This is a genomic window from Cnuella takakiae, assembly GCF_001953305.1.
Classification (GTDB): domain Bacteria; phylum Bacteroidota; class Bacteroidia; order Chitinophagales; family Chitinophagaceae; genus Flavisolibacter; species Flavisolibacter takakiae.
Map to the genome: position 1 here is coordinate 2,416,460 of NZ_MTFE01000010.1, position 13,175 is coordinate 2,429,634.

14 protein-coding genes are annotated in these 13,175 nt (G+C 50.4%); all 14 read right to left on the reverse strand.

Annotation, left to right across the window (positions count from 1 at the left end):
* The 14 genes from BUE76_RS10625 to BUE76_RS10690 all read right to left on the reverse strand — a co-directional run bounded on the left by BUE76_RS10625 (position 1) and on the right by BUE76_RS10690 (position 13,168).
* Entirely contained in the window at positions 1 to 390 is a 390-nt protein-coding gene (locus tag BUE76_RS10625) for a hypothetical protein (protein ID WP_073045979.1), read from the reverse strand.
* A 91-nt stretch (positions 391 to 481) separates the two neighbouring features.
* Entirely contained in the window at positions 482 to 670 is a 189-nt protein-coding gene (locus BUE76_RS10630; protein WP_073045982.1) for a hypothetical protein, read from the reverse strand.
* Between the two features lie 58 nt (positions 671 to 728).
* Positions 729 to 1,274: a hypothetical protein gene (locus BUE76_RS10635; RefSeq protein WP_073045985.1), complete on the reverse strand. Its 546-nt coding sequence runs from the start codon at positions 1,272 to 1,274 to the stop codon at positions 729 to 731.
* A gap of 63 nt (positions 1,275 to 1,337) precedes the next feature.
* Positions 1,338 to 1,853 (reverse strand): hypothetical protein, encoded by a 516-nt coding sequence (locus tag BUE76_RS10640; protein ID WP_073045988.1) that lies wholly within the window; start codon positions 1,851 to 1,853, stop codon positions 1,338 to 1,340.
* 96 nt (positions 1,854 to 1,949) lie between these two features.
* Complete coding sequence (locus tag BUE76_RS10645; protein WP_073045991.1) at positions 1,950 to 2,924, reverse strand: hypothetical protein; 975 nt, start codon at positions 2,922 to 2,924, stop codon at positions 1,950 to 1,952.
* 68 nt (positions 2,925 to 2,992) lie between these two features.
* Positions 2,993 to 4,282, reverse strand: coding sequence for a S49 family peptidase (locus BUE76_RS10650; protein ID WP_073045994.1), 1,290 nt, complete (start codon positions 4,280 to 4,282; stop codon positions 2,993 to 2,995).
* A 112-nt stretch (positions 4,283 to 4,394) separates the two neighbouring features.
* Entirely contained in the window at positions 4,395 to 4,961 is a 567-nt protein-coding gene (locus BUE76_RS10655) for a glycoside hydrolase family 108 protein (RefSeq protein ID WP_073045996.1), read from the reverse strand.
* Positions 4,961 to 5,473, reverse strand: coding sequence for a hypothetical protein (locus BUE76_RS10660; RefSeq protein WP_143157400.1), 513 nt, complete (start codon positions 5,471 to 5,473; stop codon positions 4,961 to 4,963). The genes BUE76_RS10655 and BUE76_RS10660 overlap by 1 nt, the downstream gene beginning before the upstream one ends.
* Before the next feature lie 122 nt (positions 5,474 to 5,595).
* Entirely contained in the window at positions 5,596 to 6,063 is a 468-nt protein-coding gene (locus BUE76_RS10665; protein WP_073046001.1) for a phage holin family protein, read from the reverse strand.
* A gap of 122 nt (positions 6,064 to 6,185) precedes the next feature.
* The gene (locus BUE76_RS10670; protein WP_073046004.1) at positions 6,186 to 9,089 is read right to left on the reverse strand and encodes a phage head spike fiber domain-containing protein; all 2,904 of its coding nucleotides are present in this window, start codon (positions 9,087 to 9,089) and stop codon (positions 6,186 to 6,188) included.
* Positions 9,077 to 10,012 carry a hypothetical protein gene (locus BUE76_RS10675; protein WP_073046007.1) on the reverse strand — a complete coding sequence of 312 codons (936 nt, stop codon included), beginning with the start codon at positions 10,010 to 10,012 and terminating at the stop codon, positions 9,077 to 9,079. Before BUE76_RS10675 ends, BUE76_RS10670 begins: the two co-directional genes overlap by 13 nt.
* The gene (locus BUE76_RS10680; RefSeq protein ID WP_073046010.1) at positions 10,009 to 10,551 is read right to left on the reverse strand and encodes a hypothetical protein; all 543 of its coding nucleotides are present in this window, start codon (positions 10,549 to 10,551) and stop codon (positions 10,009 to 10,011) included. The genes BUE76_RS10675 and BUE76_RS10680 overlap by 4 nt, the downstream gene beginning before the upstream one ends.
* Positions 10,548 to 11,072 carry a hypothetical protein gene (locus BUE76_RS10685; protein WP_143157401.1) on the reverse strand — a complete coding sequence of 175 codons (525 nt, stop codon included), beginning with the start codon at positions 11,070 to 11,072 and terminating at the stop codon, positions 10,548 to 10,550. The genes BUE76_RS10680 and BUE76_RS10685 overlap by 4 nt, the downstream gene beginning before the upstream one ends.
* Before the next feature lie 20 nt (positions 11,073 to 11,092).
* Positions 11,093 to 13,168 carry a hypothetical protein gene (locus BUE76_RS10690; protein WP_073046015.1) on the reverse strand — a complete coding sequence of 692 codons (2,076 nt, stop codon included), beginning with the start codon at positions 13,166 to 13,168 and terminating at the stop codon, positions 11,093 to 11,095.
* Positions 13,169 to 13,175: the final 7 nt, after the last annotated feature.

The following is a 13,175-nucleotide window of genomic DNA, read 5'->3' on the forward strand; positions in this document are numbered from 1 at the left end:
TTACTTAATCATTAAAGCGTTAACGATCATGGTGCCCTGGTGATCCGCTACGAGTTCAGCCAGTTTGCCAATGTTTTGTTCAATAGGAGGGTTTAGGAATGGCTTTGCCTTTCGGTTGGTAGATCCGGCCTGGCTTGCGGTAGTACCGCGGCCAACACCCTTGTGCAGGAACACCGCATGTCTCGGGATTTTGAACGAGATCCGGTTGGTAACACCTCCATTCTTGCGGAGGGCGGTTTTCAGTGCCTTGCGAAGCGGTACCGGGCTTTTGCTTTTTGGGCTGTGCACCACACCGTGCTTATCCAGTTCTGCCAGGGCAGCGTTTTTGGTGTCCTTTGTCCAGGCTGCAACATCCTGGTTGTATTTATCGATGTCTTGGGGTCGGAACATAGTTTTTAAATGAAAAAAGGTTTCCCGCCACGCGGGGCGGAAAACCTTTTGGTTTTCAGGATATGGAATAATCACAGAGAGAGAGCAGAGATCAGGGAGTGGTATCCTCTTCCTGGGGCTTTTCCACCAGGTAGGAAACACCACTCTTTACCAGGGCAGCTGCGCCGCATTCATTGATATTGCTCAAAGGGCCGTTATAGCAGCCAATATGAACAATGAAATCTTCCGTTGCAGTGCATTCGTAGCGGTCTGCTACTACCTGCCTGTTAAGCTTCAACATGGTAAATGCTTTAGAGGTGAACTATTCGGGTAAAGGGGGCAACTTATAGGTTGATTCCTTAAGCCATCACTTCCAGCGCACCGGTGTAGAAGTACTTGTCGAAAGCCTCCAGGGTGAACTCGAACTGCTTGCGGCCATCGCCTTGGGTACCGCTCTTGAAGGAACCTTCAACAACAGTGCAGGGAGTGCACTTGGAACCAAACTGTACGAAACCAGAACCTGTTTCGCATTTTTTCACATCTTCAATATGCAGGATAAAAGAGCCATTCAGCAGGTTCTGCATCATCTCGAGCAGTTCAGGACCATCACCGGCAACGATGATCTTGGGCGTCCAGCGGAACACCTTGCCCAGCACTTCACCGCTCATCTCGCCATCACCAGATACGGTTTTGGGAACGCAGTACACTTCGATTGATTTTTTGCCGGTCGCATAAACGTGGCTGGTTGCGATCGTCACCGCCTCACCCAGGACAGGGGTTGGGGAGATCACCGGTGTTTTGAGGTCCGTGAAGTAGTCCACAGGGGTCAGGAACGCATTGGGGCCGTAACCGGGAGCAGCGTTCTTTACATCGCCGGACTTGTAGTTTTTATAAAGCGAACCCATAGGATCGATTGTTTAAGAGGTTTGAAATAGGATAGTGGATCTCGAGGCTGGAAGACAGGATGGTTACTTCACTTCCTTGATCACGCCGGCGCCTTGTGCAACCAGCTTCTCCAGGAGAGCTTTATCAGCAAGTGCGGTTTCGGCCACAATGCGGTTGCCACCAAAATGGAAAACAGGGGCAATGAAGGCGTACTTCTTTTTGTTTACCAGGAAAGTCGCTTCCGGAACTTTCAGCACTTCAGGCTTGCCAGCTTCGGCAGCTGCAGCAGGTACAGATAGTTCCTCGATCTTTTCGGTCAGATCTTCGTTTACACGCTCCAGCGCTTCATTGGTGGATTGCAGTTCGGTGTTGCCGGCATGCAGGGAAGCATTCTCATTTTTGAGGTGTGCCACTTCCTCATTGATTTTGGCATAGGCTTCTTTCAGCTGTTCCAAAACAGATTTCAGTTCAGCAATCATTTCATCCTTTGCTGCACTGTTTTGCTCTTCTGCCTGAATCTTGGAGATCAGTTCTGCTTTCTCCTTTTGCAAATCAGCAATGGATTGGCCTTCCTGCTGGGCATTGGTCTCTTTTGCCACGGTAATGAGTTTTTATGAAGTGGGGCCTAGTATCCCGGAACACCCGGCAGCAGCCCCGCACTCAATGAATAATCAGTTTACTGGATCAGGGCTTGGTCATACCAGGTCCTGGTCGTTGGTGAACACAAACTCCGGCACTTCGAAGTTGAGCGACTCCCACCAGTCGGTGAGCAGGTCCACAACACGCTTGGCACTTTCCACTTTCATGGTGTTGCCCAGGACAGCTTTCTTAGTGGCACGGATGCGGTTTTCAGGAAGGCTGGTCCATACCAAGCCGGATCCTGCATGGCTTTCCAGGCCAACTACCTTGATTTTAGGATAGTCTTCCAAAGACTGCAGGTCGTTGGTTTGCGCATAGTTCAGGTTGTATTTTTCCCGTTTGCCACGCTTGTAGCGGATGGCTACTTCAGGAGCCACAAAAATGGCGTCCAGCTTGGAGCGAAACACAGAAGGAATGCCATCTGCGAACTTCTCCAGGTAAGTAACGCATTCAACAGGATCGGTGGGGATTGCACCCAGCACTTGGGGACCGTTTTTCAGGTTCAGGCGGCCGGCAGTGTTATAACCACGGATCACCTTGCGGATACCGTCCATAGCGGTACCAGCAGCACCAGCAGTGTTCGGGGTAGGCGCGGCATATACACCCTTGAAGTATTCGTTCAGCTCAAGATCCTGCTGGATCTTGGCCATAACGTGTACCTCGATCAGCCAGCGGATGAACAGCCATTGAGCGCGATCAGCTTCGGGCTGTGATGCCAGGAAGCCCAGGTAAGTGGCCTCCAGATCATCAGGGGTTTCGCTCATATCAACCTTGATCTTGAACAGCGGGAACTGGTTGGGCTCAAAGGTGATAGTGCCGATGGGGGTGAAGGCCTTTTGGAAGGGCTGCACGATACGGTTCAGGGTAGCCAGTACACCACGGTAAACGGTATCGTCACCTGGGCGCTCCTGGAAATAAGTTGCCGTGTCGGCAGGGAGATACAGCATGTTGCGCAAGCGCTTCATGTTGTCGGGATTATTGATGTAGTATGCGCCAAACTGGGTTACTACAGCTGCAACAGCAATTGCCATCTTCAGAGGGGTTTAAAAAGGATATTGAATTTTGTTTATGGTATTCGAAGGATCGGATTAGTGAAGCCTTATACTTTGGACAGAAGCTCTTGTTGGAAGTCCATCGCAGCAGCATCAACTTTTGAGTCGTTGAACTCGTCACCATCTTTTTTGGCTTCGGTGAACTTGCCGGCATCCAGTTTACCCAGACGCTCCACTTCAGCATTGGCCTTGGTGAGGTCAGCATTAGCCTTGGTCAGGTTGGTGTTGGCAGTTGCCAGCTGGCCTTCCAGTTCAGTGATGCGGGTTTTGTCAGCTGCCTGCGCAGTCTCCAGTTCTTTTACACGAGCCTGGGCTGTGGTCAGTTCTGCAGAGCGGGTTTCAGCATCAGCCATAGAGGCTTCCAATTTGTCCAGGTGTTCGTCCTGCAGATCAGCAGACGAATTAAAGGCGGCCAGCCCCAGGATGGCTGAGATTTTTGCCCACGTTTTTTTCATGGTTATTTGAGAGGTTTTAGATGAATGTTTGGAAATAAGTGCATTGATGGTGGCATCCATGGAAGCCACTTCGTCAACCAGTCCCAGCTCTTGCGCCTGGGCGGCCAGGAAGATCTCACCGGTGAGGGTCTTTTCTTCATTCAGGGCCTTACCACGGCCGGTCCGTACGGCAGCCAGGAAAAGCTCATTTAATGGATCGAGCAGGTTTTGGATCAGCGCTTTGCCCTTGCCCTTTTGGGCTTCGGTGAACATCCTGTTTTTATCCGTTGACTTGGTGGCGTAGTATTCATGCACGATCACTCCCATCTCTTCCATGTAGGAAGACCGGTCCTGGATGGTAAACATGGTACCAATGGAACCAATAAGGTCGGTGCCGGAAGTAGCAACAATGCGATCGGCTTGCGATGCAATCCAGTAGGCTGCGGAGGCGCATACACCATCCACCATGGCAACAACTTCCTTTTTGCTGTTGCGGATAGCTTCAGCAAGTGCCTGGGTACCGTCAACGGATCCACCAGGAGAGTCTACATGCAGCACAATGGTTTTGATGCTTTCAGCAGCTTCCATCTTGCCCAGCTCACCACGGAGGGAAGCAGTGCCAAACCATCCGCAGAAATCACCCTTCATAAGGGGACCGCTAACGGGCAGTACTGCAATGGTGCGGCCTTCGTATCCAGGATGCTCTTTTGCTGCGTACCTGTTATCAGGAGCGGCAATGACTGTAGATGATAAGGCATAGGCAGCCAACTTTGCACTGGGCCGCTTAACAAATGAAGCCTTACCCTGACGGATGTTTTCGAGCAGGCTGATATATTCAACAGCTGCTCCCTGTTCAATCAACCAGGGCTTGCCATAAATGCTACTTGCTACTTTGTAATCCACAATACAAACCTATTCCGGAGCATCTGGAAGTGAAAGGACAGGTAATGAGGTAATAAAAAGCCCACTGTAAAAACAGCGGGCGTCTAACGATTGCTTGCCTGAAAAAGGTTGATTATGTGAGTGATACCCGCTTAAGCCATCCGGAGGTAAAGGTCTCCTGTGTTTCGCGGGCCTCGCAGATTTCGATATAGCGGTTCCCCTGCAGGATGTTCAGCACTTTAAGTACATCGGCTGGGCTGCGGTGAACATTCAGGACCGTAACTGTTTTGGGGCCTATCTGGCCGTCAACAACCAGGTTGGGATAGTCGCGGCCGGTTCGGTTGAGCACATTCAATGCTCTTTGGAGGAACTGGCCTGCAACAGCTGGACCACAATTTACTGCAGTATCAAACATCTCGTTTGCAATGCTTTGGTCTTGAATATTTTCAAGGGAGAGGCGGTTCCAGAATTCCTTTTTATAAAACATGCGCACCATCTGCTCGAGGGCCTGGTTGGTCTTCAGGTTGGCGGGAAAGCTTTTTTCGCGCTTGCATGCATCGATAATTGCCCACCCGCTCCAGGATGGATGAAAGTTCCGGGCAACACCTTTCCAGGTTTCTCCGCCACGGTCTTTGGGGTTGTCGCTATGTGCGCCTTCATGCCCCATGGTTGCATTGTAGGCTGTAGTAAAGTTCGCCATTAGGATAGTGGATTGTTGGCTTTTACTACACGAGTGGCCACAAAGCCAATCAAGGCCAGCAGGACCATGATCCCCACCCCAATGCTAAAGCCTGAGAGTAGTTTTTTTCTTTTGGTGTCCTGGTCTTCTGTGTTGTCAGCCTTGTGGGATGAATTGTTTTCCTGTGCCGTTGTATCGCGGCTATGTTTTAAGGATCCTTGCAGTTTCGCAGTGCTATCCTTGCCAGCCTGCTCGGAGGTGGAATTGGATCCTGATTCGCGGCTGTAGGTGATAGTTACTGGTTTTCCGGTGCCTTTAATCATGTCTTCATCAGGGGTGTAGAACCTGTTATATCCGGGCTCATTATCTGAGCGTCCGAAATACCATTCCGGAATTGCCAAAGTCAATGATTCGCGGATAAAATCGGAGGTCGATTGCTTCTTTCCTGTATCCCGAACCTGAGTGAGGGAAGAAAGATCAATTGCAGTTTGTTCGCTGCCCTTCACAGCTTTGCCCTCCTGGGTTGCTTCCATACTGGAGCTGCTTCTCTTGTTCTTTTCAAGTATGGAACAGGAAGAGTATGCCGTTGACAGGGCAATAAGGATTGATACAAGCAGCAAGGAGAACAGCCTATTGGTTGTCTTTATAGTCATAATTATGGCTTTACCTGGTCAAGGTTTTCAGCGGCCTGAACAGCGGGGCTCCGCTTGATCTGAGCCGTCAGTATCTTATGTGCGGGAACAAAGAAGTATTTAGCAATCGGTGATTCACTGTCAATGGCAATCAGGTTTTCGAAGATGCTGGTGATTTCGATATATATAATGAACACAACCAGGGCATCACCTAAAATGCTGGCAAGCCGCATTGCATCTTGCATCTTGTGCTGTTCGGCCGATTGGCTAAGTACAACACTTACTGCTACGGCGCCACCATACTGCACAAACTTGGTGATGGTTTTTCGCAAGCATCCGGATGTACGGGCTTGGTTCAGCACAACTGCTTTGCTGAAGCCTGTCAAGAAGTCGAGTGTCATAGCAAGAGCCATCCAGATTAGCAGGTTTGTGTTCGGTAAAATGCTCACTTTGATGAAAAGCAGGGATACGTAAATAAGGGCGGTTTTCATTTAAAATTGGATTAGTTGGATTTTTAATACATGGCAAAGACCGAGAAATTATCCAAAAAGTGAAAGGACAGAAGTCTGCAAAAAAGTTGAAGAAAAAAGGCTCCGAAATGGAGCCTTTTAAATTATTGTTTTGGTGTTGATGTGGTTTTTGTATACCCTCTTTTTTCGCCTGTAGCATACTGCGCTCCCCACAGGTACAGGGTAGTTGCAGTCGGGGAAACGTAGAAGCGCGCCCTTGCTGCCGTTGGATTGTCGATCAGGTTGAAGGAGTTATTTACACCTGATGCAGCAGCTGCAGTGGCCTTGCCTGTTATCCAGCACTCATACCAGCCATTCTTTTTGGCCATAATGCCTGAAGCCAGCACACCGGTACCGGTGAAGGTCACTGTGCCCGTTTGCAGGTCGAAGTTGCCGAACACAGTAGGACCAAACCCGGTGGTACCGGTGTAAAGCTGCAGGTACCGGTGTGTACCTGTCTTGGCATGTACCGAGATAGTATAAACCGTGTCCAGCTTTGTGGCCCCTGGCTGCCAGATGTTGTGCTGCAGGCTGGAGGCGCTTACAGTTGTAGTAAAGGCTTCAGCAAACAAGCTGTCGTTGGGAGCCTGGGCAGCATTGGCCGCAACAGTTACTGCAGCACTCCGGTTGAAGGCTTCCAGCGCTTCAGAGTTGGTGAAAAAGTTCTGCCGGTAAACGGGCTCGTATTTCACAACCAGGTAAGGACCATAAGTAACCCGTTTGCCTGTCTTTGTTGTAACTGCATAAGGGCCGCGGTAGCCTACGACATCGGTTTCACCTGGTTCCACCGGTGGCGGTGGTGGTGGTGGTGGCGGAGGTGGTGCACTTGCCTCGTACCTGAATAGCATCACTGTTTCCCAGGGCTTCAATATCAAGGTGCCAGGGTAGTTTATTTCCCCGCGCTCGTTCTTGTAGCTCTTTGTCAGATTGATCACCGTGTCCTGGGTGCCAATGTTGTAGTAAAACTTCACTGCAGTATCCGGCTGGGTAGTGCCTGCAAACTTAACCGGGCTGACTTTGGTGGCCTTGTCGTGTCCGAAGGTTTCCGCCCACTTTGCAATGCTCGGTTTCGCTGCTACGTTGGCGGTCGTTCCTATGTAATTATAGATGGCATAAACCCACTCCGTTGATGCGTGGAACGGTTTAAAATAATAATTGCTGTCTATGCCGTTGTAGTTATTTTGTCCAATCCAAGGCGCCTGCTCGTCTAAATTGGTCAAGGCGGCCGGCGTATTGGCAACGGCGAAAAACTTAACTATTTCATCCGCGTTGGCCGTGCTGGTGCTTAATAGCTTATTACCATGGCTGTGTATGTTGTGAGCTGTGTCGTCGCTCTTGTACGTGTTCCGGGTGGCGCCTAAATCAGTAATTATCTGCATTTGGCTTTCCTTGTTATTATAGAAGGAATTACCCCGAAGGTGGATATCGTGGTTGTTGTGCAAATAAACGCCGGAGCGGGGGGCGTTCACAACTATGTTGCTATCGATCCAAATTTCCCGCCCTGGAGAGCCGTGGCCCTCATCGTCTATGTAAATGCCGATTTTTGCTATAGTATTTCGCACGCCCGCCCCTTGCAAGGGGTTGCCAGCATTGGCACCATCCACATAGTTAAACTTGATCAGTGTGGCGTCCTTGCTGGTAGTTTTTACGGAGTAAATGGCGCCGGTATCATCAAGCAAATAGCAATAGTCCCAAAACTTGTTATACATGATGCGGGTGTCATCACCGTTGAACCTTATCGCGCTGTAGCCGATCACCCGAAATTCATTGTTAATATAGGCATGACCGTCAGCGCCAAGGCCGCCGCCCCTTATCGCGCAAGACTGATTGGAATTTTCTACCACGGCCATACCTGGCAGATGGCCAATACGGCGGAAGTCACAATCTTTCACTGTCCAGAATCTACCCGCTTCCCGGTGATCAATGCCGAAATTGCCCAGGTCATACAGCTTTGAACCGATCACCATGATATTGGCTACGGAGTTCTTTTGGTGAGCGTTGACTGCTTTACTTCCGCAATATTGGATTTCACCGTTCACAAAAGTGAGATTTGAGGCTGTGCCTTCCAGCTGCAGGCCGGCATAGTTGGCGCCTTCCAACCTCAGGGTGTGAAAGTTCACCCAATCAGCATCGATCACAGTCAGGATGTTCTCTTCCTTTGCTGCCCTGATATCGTATTGGGTGGAACTGTTTTGCAGGTAAACGGTCAGGGCACCACCTTCATAGGTCCATTCCTTATCCAAGTCCAGGTACTCCTTTTTGCCAGTGAATATTGCTCCGTACCCTAATGGGTGGGCATACTGGGTTGCGCCTTTGCTGTAAGTAAGGGTCACAACACTATCGGTGCCTACACCTTCTGAAACGGTGAAGCTGCCAATGCGCACACTATCGATGGTCCACCGGCTGGTTCTCACATGCGCAGTGGAGCCAACCAAAGCAGCTGCACCAGCACGGCCGCCAATACGGCTGAAGGTTGTTTTAAAGGTTGTAGTGGATCCAGTTGCAGAGGAACGCAGCCAGCCCCATCCAATAGCGCTGTCCACGGTACCGGCATCGTTTGGCCATCTTCCTGGAGGGATCAGCTCACCGTTCACAACTACCGTCTTGCAGGCTGGCAAATTGGAAAAGCTGAGGCTGGTGTACTGATTGCCCACCTTTCCAGGGAAAGCGGTAAGGTTTACAAAACCAGATATCACCGGCAAAGGTCCTGAGCCATAAGCACCCACGTAAATGGGTGCGCCGGCAGCTCCGGACACACGCCATACCAAGGTGCCGCGGTAGACCTGCCCACGATTGAAAAGTATTGAGTCGCCAGGCACGATCTCGGAGCCGGCCGTTTTATTGGCTTCCGCCTGAATCTTGGAAAAGTCCCATGGCGTAGCAAGGGTACCGGAGCCTGTTGCAGATCCAGGATTGTAAGTTGCGCTGGTCGCGTTTACAAAAATCGTCCGAGCACTGCCACCCAGCTGGAGCAGCAGGATGGCAATAAATAGAATTACTCGAACCATATAAGTCGTTTGTCTTTGTTCACGCTGAGGGAGGAAACCTTGATGAATGCCGGGAAGGTTGTGGTGCCTGTGAGGTGGTAGGCAAAGGATAGGGAGCCTCCCCACCGCTCCGGAACATCACCGTCACCGGTATCGCCACACATGCTGGGAGGCATGACAGCTGCCGTCCTGGTATGGATGTACCCAGCATAGTAGGCGCCTGCTTTGAGGATAACGGATGCAGTGAGGGGTTCTGTTACATCCGTCCGGTTCACGCCTTTGTAGAGGTCAGGGTTGTTGTTGGTGTTTGCAACCAGGAAGAGGGTGTCAAGGGTGGAGTTAAGGCGGTATATACCCATGGCGTTCATGGTGCCGGCTGTGTAGTCGCCCTGCCGGTACTGCCTGAAGCCGATCTTCGATACAACGGTATCTCTGTCCAGGATAACGGCATGCAGCCTTAAACTGCCCTCTGTGGCCATCGTGGAGTCACCGCTTTCCCATAAGCTGCAGGTGAGGGTAAAGGCCTTCACCCGGCTGCCTAAATACCGGAATGCCTTAGCAGAAAAGTTGCTGTGCAGGCCAATGCCATACAGGCTATCCACCGGTACTGTGTTGAAGATGCGCCCTGCGTCCAGGAGATCAGTCTTGCGCTGAACACTGTCAGCAGGTACAATTTTCAGGTTCTTCAGGTTTTCAATAGTTGCTGAATGCTCCTGGGTAAAAGGGATCTCATTAGGATCAATGTCCTTTTTGCCATCCATGCGGGTATTCAGATCAGCAATACCAATGTTTGCAGCCCTGATAGAGTCTCTTTGCGCCTGGGTAAGGCCAGATCCACCGCCCCTGCCTATAGGGACAGGAAATTCTTTGATTGCAGGTACTGTTCCTGCCTGGGCTAATGCCAGGAAGGGCAAAAGAAGGAGAAAGAAAAGAAAGGGTTTCATATTTCGTTGAATATTGGATTGTCAAAAACTGTTTGTTGGTCGAACTCAGCGCCACTGGCCAGCCAGGCCTGTGGCAGGTTGAAGCAGTTGAAAAGGAACTCAAAGCATTGCACCTTGCCTTTTGCATCCGGTCCTGTGCGGCCGATCCATGGACCGCCGCACCGGTAAATGAGCTGGTGCACAACCAGGTTGATGTGGTCGTACTTCAGCCCCAGCTGCAGGGAAGCTGCCTTAAGTACATCAGTGCGGGAGAGCGGGCCGATGTACGGCCGGATTTGTATCCTGCTCCCTTTGCGGTCGATGCCTATTTCAGGCTGCTCTGCCAGGACAGCCGTGCAGCCACCCTCAGCACTTTCAAACATTACCCATGTGCCCATGATGTTTATGAGCAGCCAGCCATGGTTGAAAGGCTTTTTGGTGAAGTAGCGGACTGCAGGAGCAGTGAGCCTTGCAATGCCTTTTTTCTTCCATCCATACCGCGCCACACCGACATACACCTTGTCCGGATCCAGCTGGATTGTTTTACCTCGGTATTTCATTCGTCAAGCATGTTGTCTAAAAGGATGGAGCGTTTGTGTTCCAGAAGCAGTCGGTAACCATCCTCCAAGGCCTTTTGCCGAAGTGCCGCGTACTTCTTTTTCAGCGCATCAACCTGTAGCAGAACCCATGGATGTCGGGCCGCATCAGGAAATACCTTCAGGAGCAGGGCATTGTTGAAGTCTGCAACCATGCCATCGGACTTTGATAGCAGCCGCTCATAGGTGTCAATGAACTGGCCATAAGTCGTTACCACTTTGATCGTCTGGAAGGTGTCAACACCATCCCACTTCTTAGCAACCCGTTTCAGGTATGCGCTGTTTTCAGGTGTGGTATTGGGTGCCACTACACCGATGTATCCAAATTGCCATGCTTGGATGTTGTTGAAGTGGATGGTGTCACTCTTATAGTCGTGCAGGTCAACAGGTGGCACTGGTGCAACACTGGTGTCCTGATCAGGAGGTTGAGCCTCTGTAAATAGGTGGCAAACTGAAATGAGCAAAAGCGTGAGTAGGTATTTCATGAATAAAGGGTTTTATTGGATTAAAGAACACGGCGCCAGAAGGATCCATCCCTTATAAACTTCATCCCTGTTCTTGCGGGAATACTTGTTAAGGTTTGATCGTGGTTTTGCGGCTGGTTTGCGTTTACTGATATTGCTGAAGCCGTGGTGTTTGTCACATTTAAAATGACATTGTCCACTACTGCCGGAAAGCTTACCCCGGTAGCGGTGCCGCCCAACAGAACAAAATGTTCAACGGCAGCCTGGTCAATCAAAATTTCAGGTGCCCCTGAATTATATACCTGTTTTGAAAACCCAAGTTTCTTAGTGGATGCCATTAGTGCCCCACCTGCTGAGACAACTGCAACCCTATCACCATAACCACCGGCAAGACCAGGGAATATGATAGACCCGGACTGCGTTATGTTCATGCGCTGCGTCGAATTGGTGAACAGCGAGAACCCGCTTGCTCCATCACCACCTACTGTCACATTTCCACCGAACTGGAGTCCGTAACCATAGGCGCCGGTTACTGAAAGGAAACTACCGGGAAGGGTTGCTACACCATTAGGAGCTGATGTCAATAAAGTATGATCCCCGTCTATTCCAACATGATACTTACTGTCAGCTCCCCACTTGATCTCCCCATTGAGTATGCCTGATGTTGTGGCTGATGCAGCCATGATTAGTGAAGAACCAGTAATGTTTCCTTTCACCCACAGGTTGCCTGAATTATTTAGGGTCATGTTGTGGGTTTCACCTGTTGGAATGTTACCGCTGCCGGAAGTACTCCACCAGGCATGGCCACCAGAACTACCCAGCTGTGTCCATTGGGTTCGCCCGTTACCGGTGCCATTGTAAAAGAGCACACCGGGCAGGTTACCAGGAGTGCCATCCCTTATTGATCCAATCTCACTACCCGAGCGCAGGTATCTTTCCAGAAGGCCGTTTTGGGTTAACCGCATACGGAGAATGCCGTCATTGTTCCATACCTGTATTGTATCACTTCCTGTATTACTTACATGCGCAGTGTTTCCATCACCGGGTGCTGAATAAATGAGTGGCCAGCTACCATTACCCGAGGGTGGAGCATTAATGATTTTACTCCAGTCCAGGCTGGAAATCCATGATGGGTTTGCATAGCTACCAGAAAGGAGTGGATACAGGGAGTCAGCGAGTGTTTGGGTAAAAGCATCAGTGATTCCATAACCTGCAATGGTTGTAGGCAAACCTGTGAGCTTTGCCCAGGCAAAAGAGCTTAACCACACAGGGTTGGTATAGGATCCGGAAAGCTGCGGATAACGTGCATCAGCCAGCGTCTGGGTAAATGCATCGGTAATGCCGTATCCGGCAATGGTTGTGGGCTTACCAGTTACATCTGTGCCCCACGGATGGGTGTGTGCTGATGGTGTGAATGAGGTTGGAACCCCAGTAAGCTTTGACCAGGCAAGGGAACTTAGCCAGGCAGGATTCGCGTATGATCCGGAAAGAAGTGGGTACCGTGCATCTGCTGTTGCTTGGGTGAATGCATCTGTGATCCCGTACCCGCCAATAGTTGTTGGATGGTTGAGGATTTTGGACCAGCCCAGTCCGGTGAGCCAAAGCGGATCATGGTAATCGATGGCCTCCAGGTATTGTTTGCTGTTGCCTGTTGTGTCGAATAGCCACCGGAAGTAAACATTGCCATTTGCGTCCTTAAAGTCAATGCCGGCAAGCTGTCCGTTCACCATATATGGATCCTGCTGGGATGGCAATGCTGCAAGTTGTTGCTGTGCCCACCATCCGGATGCAATTGCAGGAAGACCGTTGGCGGATGTGGTATCAGTTGAATTGATACCGCTTCTCCGGACTTTTAGCAGGTTTGGACCTTTTTTCAGATAGAGGGTATCACCAGTGGTCCAGGCATCATCAACAACGTAATCGAACTCAGTGAGGCCGTTACCCTTGTTCTTCAGGACTGCTCCAGTCCTGCCCTTGGTGCTGTTCTCCAGTTGAAGTTCAGCCGGAGCGTTACCATTTTGGTTCATGCGAATGATGTCGCCCTGGATCCGGTTAGTTACCTGGGCTTGTGCAAAGCCCGTAATAAGTAGAAGGAGTAAAAGGATTCTTGTTTTCATCAGGATA

Coding starts and splice junctions, on each gene's coding strand:
- BUE76_RS10665 (WP_073046001.1), bottom strand. CDS start 6,063: ATGAAAACCGCCCTTATTTACGTATCCCTGCTTTTCATCAAAGTGAGC.
- BUE76_RS10625 (WP_073045979.1), bottom strand. CDS start 390: ATGTTCCGACCCCAAGACATCGATAAATACAACCAGGATGTTGCAGCC.
- BUE76_RS10685 (WP_143157401.1), bottom strand. CDS start 11,072: ATGAAATACCTACTCACGCTTTTGCTCATTTCAGTTTGCCACCTATTT.
- BUE76_RS10630 (WP_073045982.1), bottom strand. CDS start 670: ATGTTGAAGCTTAACAGGCAGGTAGTAGCAGACCGCTACGAATGCACT.
- BUE76_RS10645 (WP_073045991.1), bottom strand. CDS start 2,924: ATGGCAATTGCTGTTGCAGCTGTAGTAACCCAGTTTGGCGCATACTAC.
- BUE76_RS10655 (WP_073045996.1), bottom strand. CDS start 4,961: ATGGCGAACTTTACTACAGCCTACAATGCAACCATGGGGCATGAAGGC.
- BUE76_RS10675 (WP_073046007.1), bottom strand. CDS start 10,012: ATGAAACCCTTTCTTTTCTTTCTCCTTCTTTTGCCCTTCCTGGCATTA.
- BUE76_RS10635 (WP_073045985.1), bottom strand. CDS start 1,274: ATGGGTTCGCTTTATAAAAACTACAAGTCCGGCGATGTAAAGAACGCT.
- BUE76_RS10680 (WP_073046010.1), bottom strand. CDS start 10,551: ATGAAATACCGAGGTAAAACAATCCAGCTGGATCCGGACAAGGTGTAT.
- BUE76_RS10690 (WP_073046015.1), bottom strand. CDS start 13,168: ATGAAAACAAGAATCCTTTTACTCCTTCTACTTATTACGGGCTTTGCA.
- BUE76_RS10660 (WP_143157400.1), bottom strand. CDS start 5,473: ATGGAAGCAACCCAGGAGGGCAAAGCTGTGAAGGGCAGCGAACAAACT.
- BUE76_RS10670 (WP_073046004.1), bottom strand. CDS start 9,089: ATGGTTCGAGTAATTCTATTTATTGCCATCCTGCTGCTCCAGCTGGGT.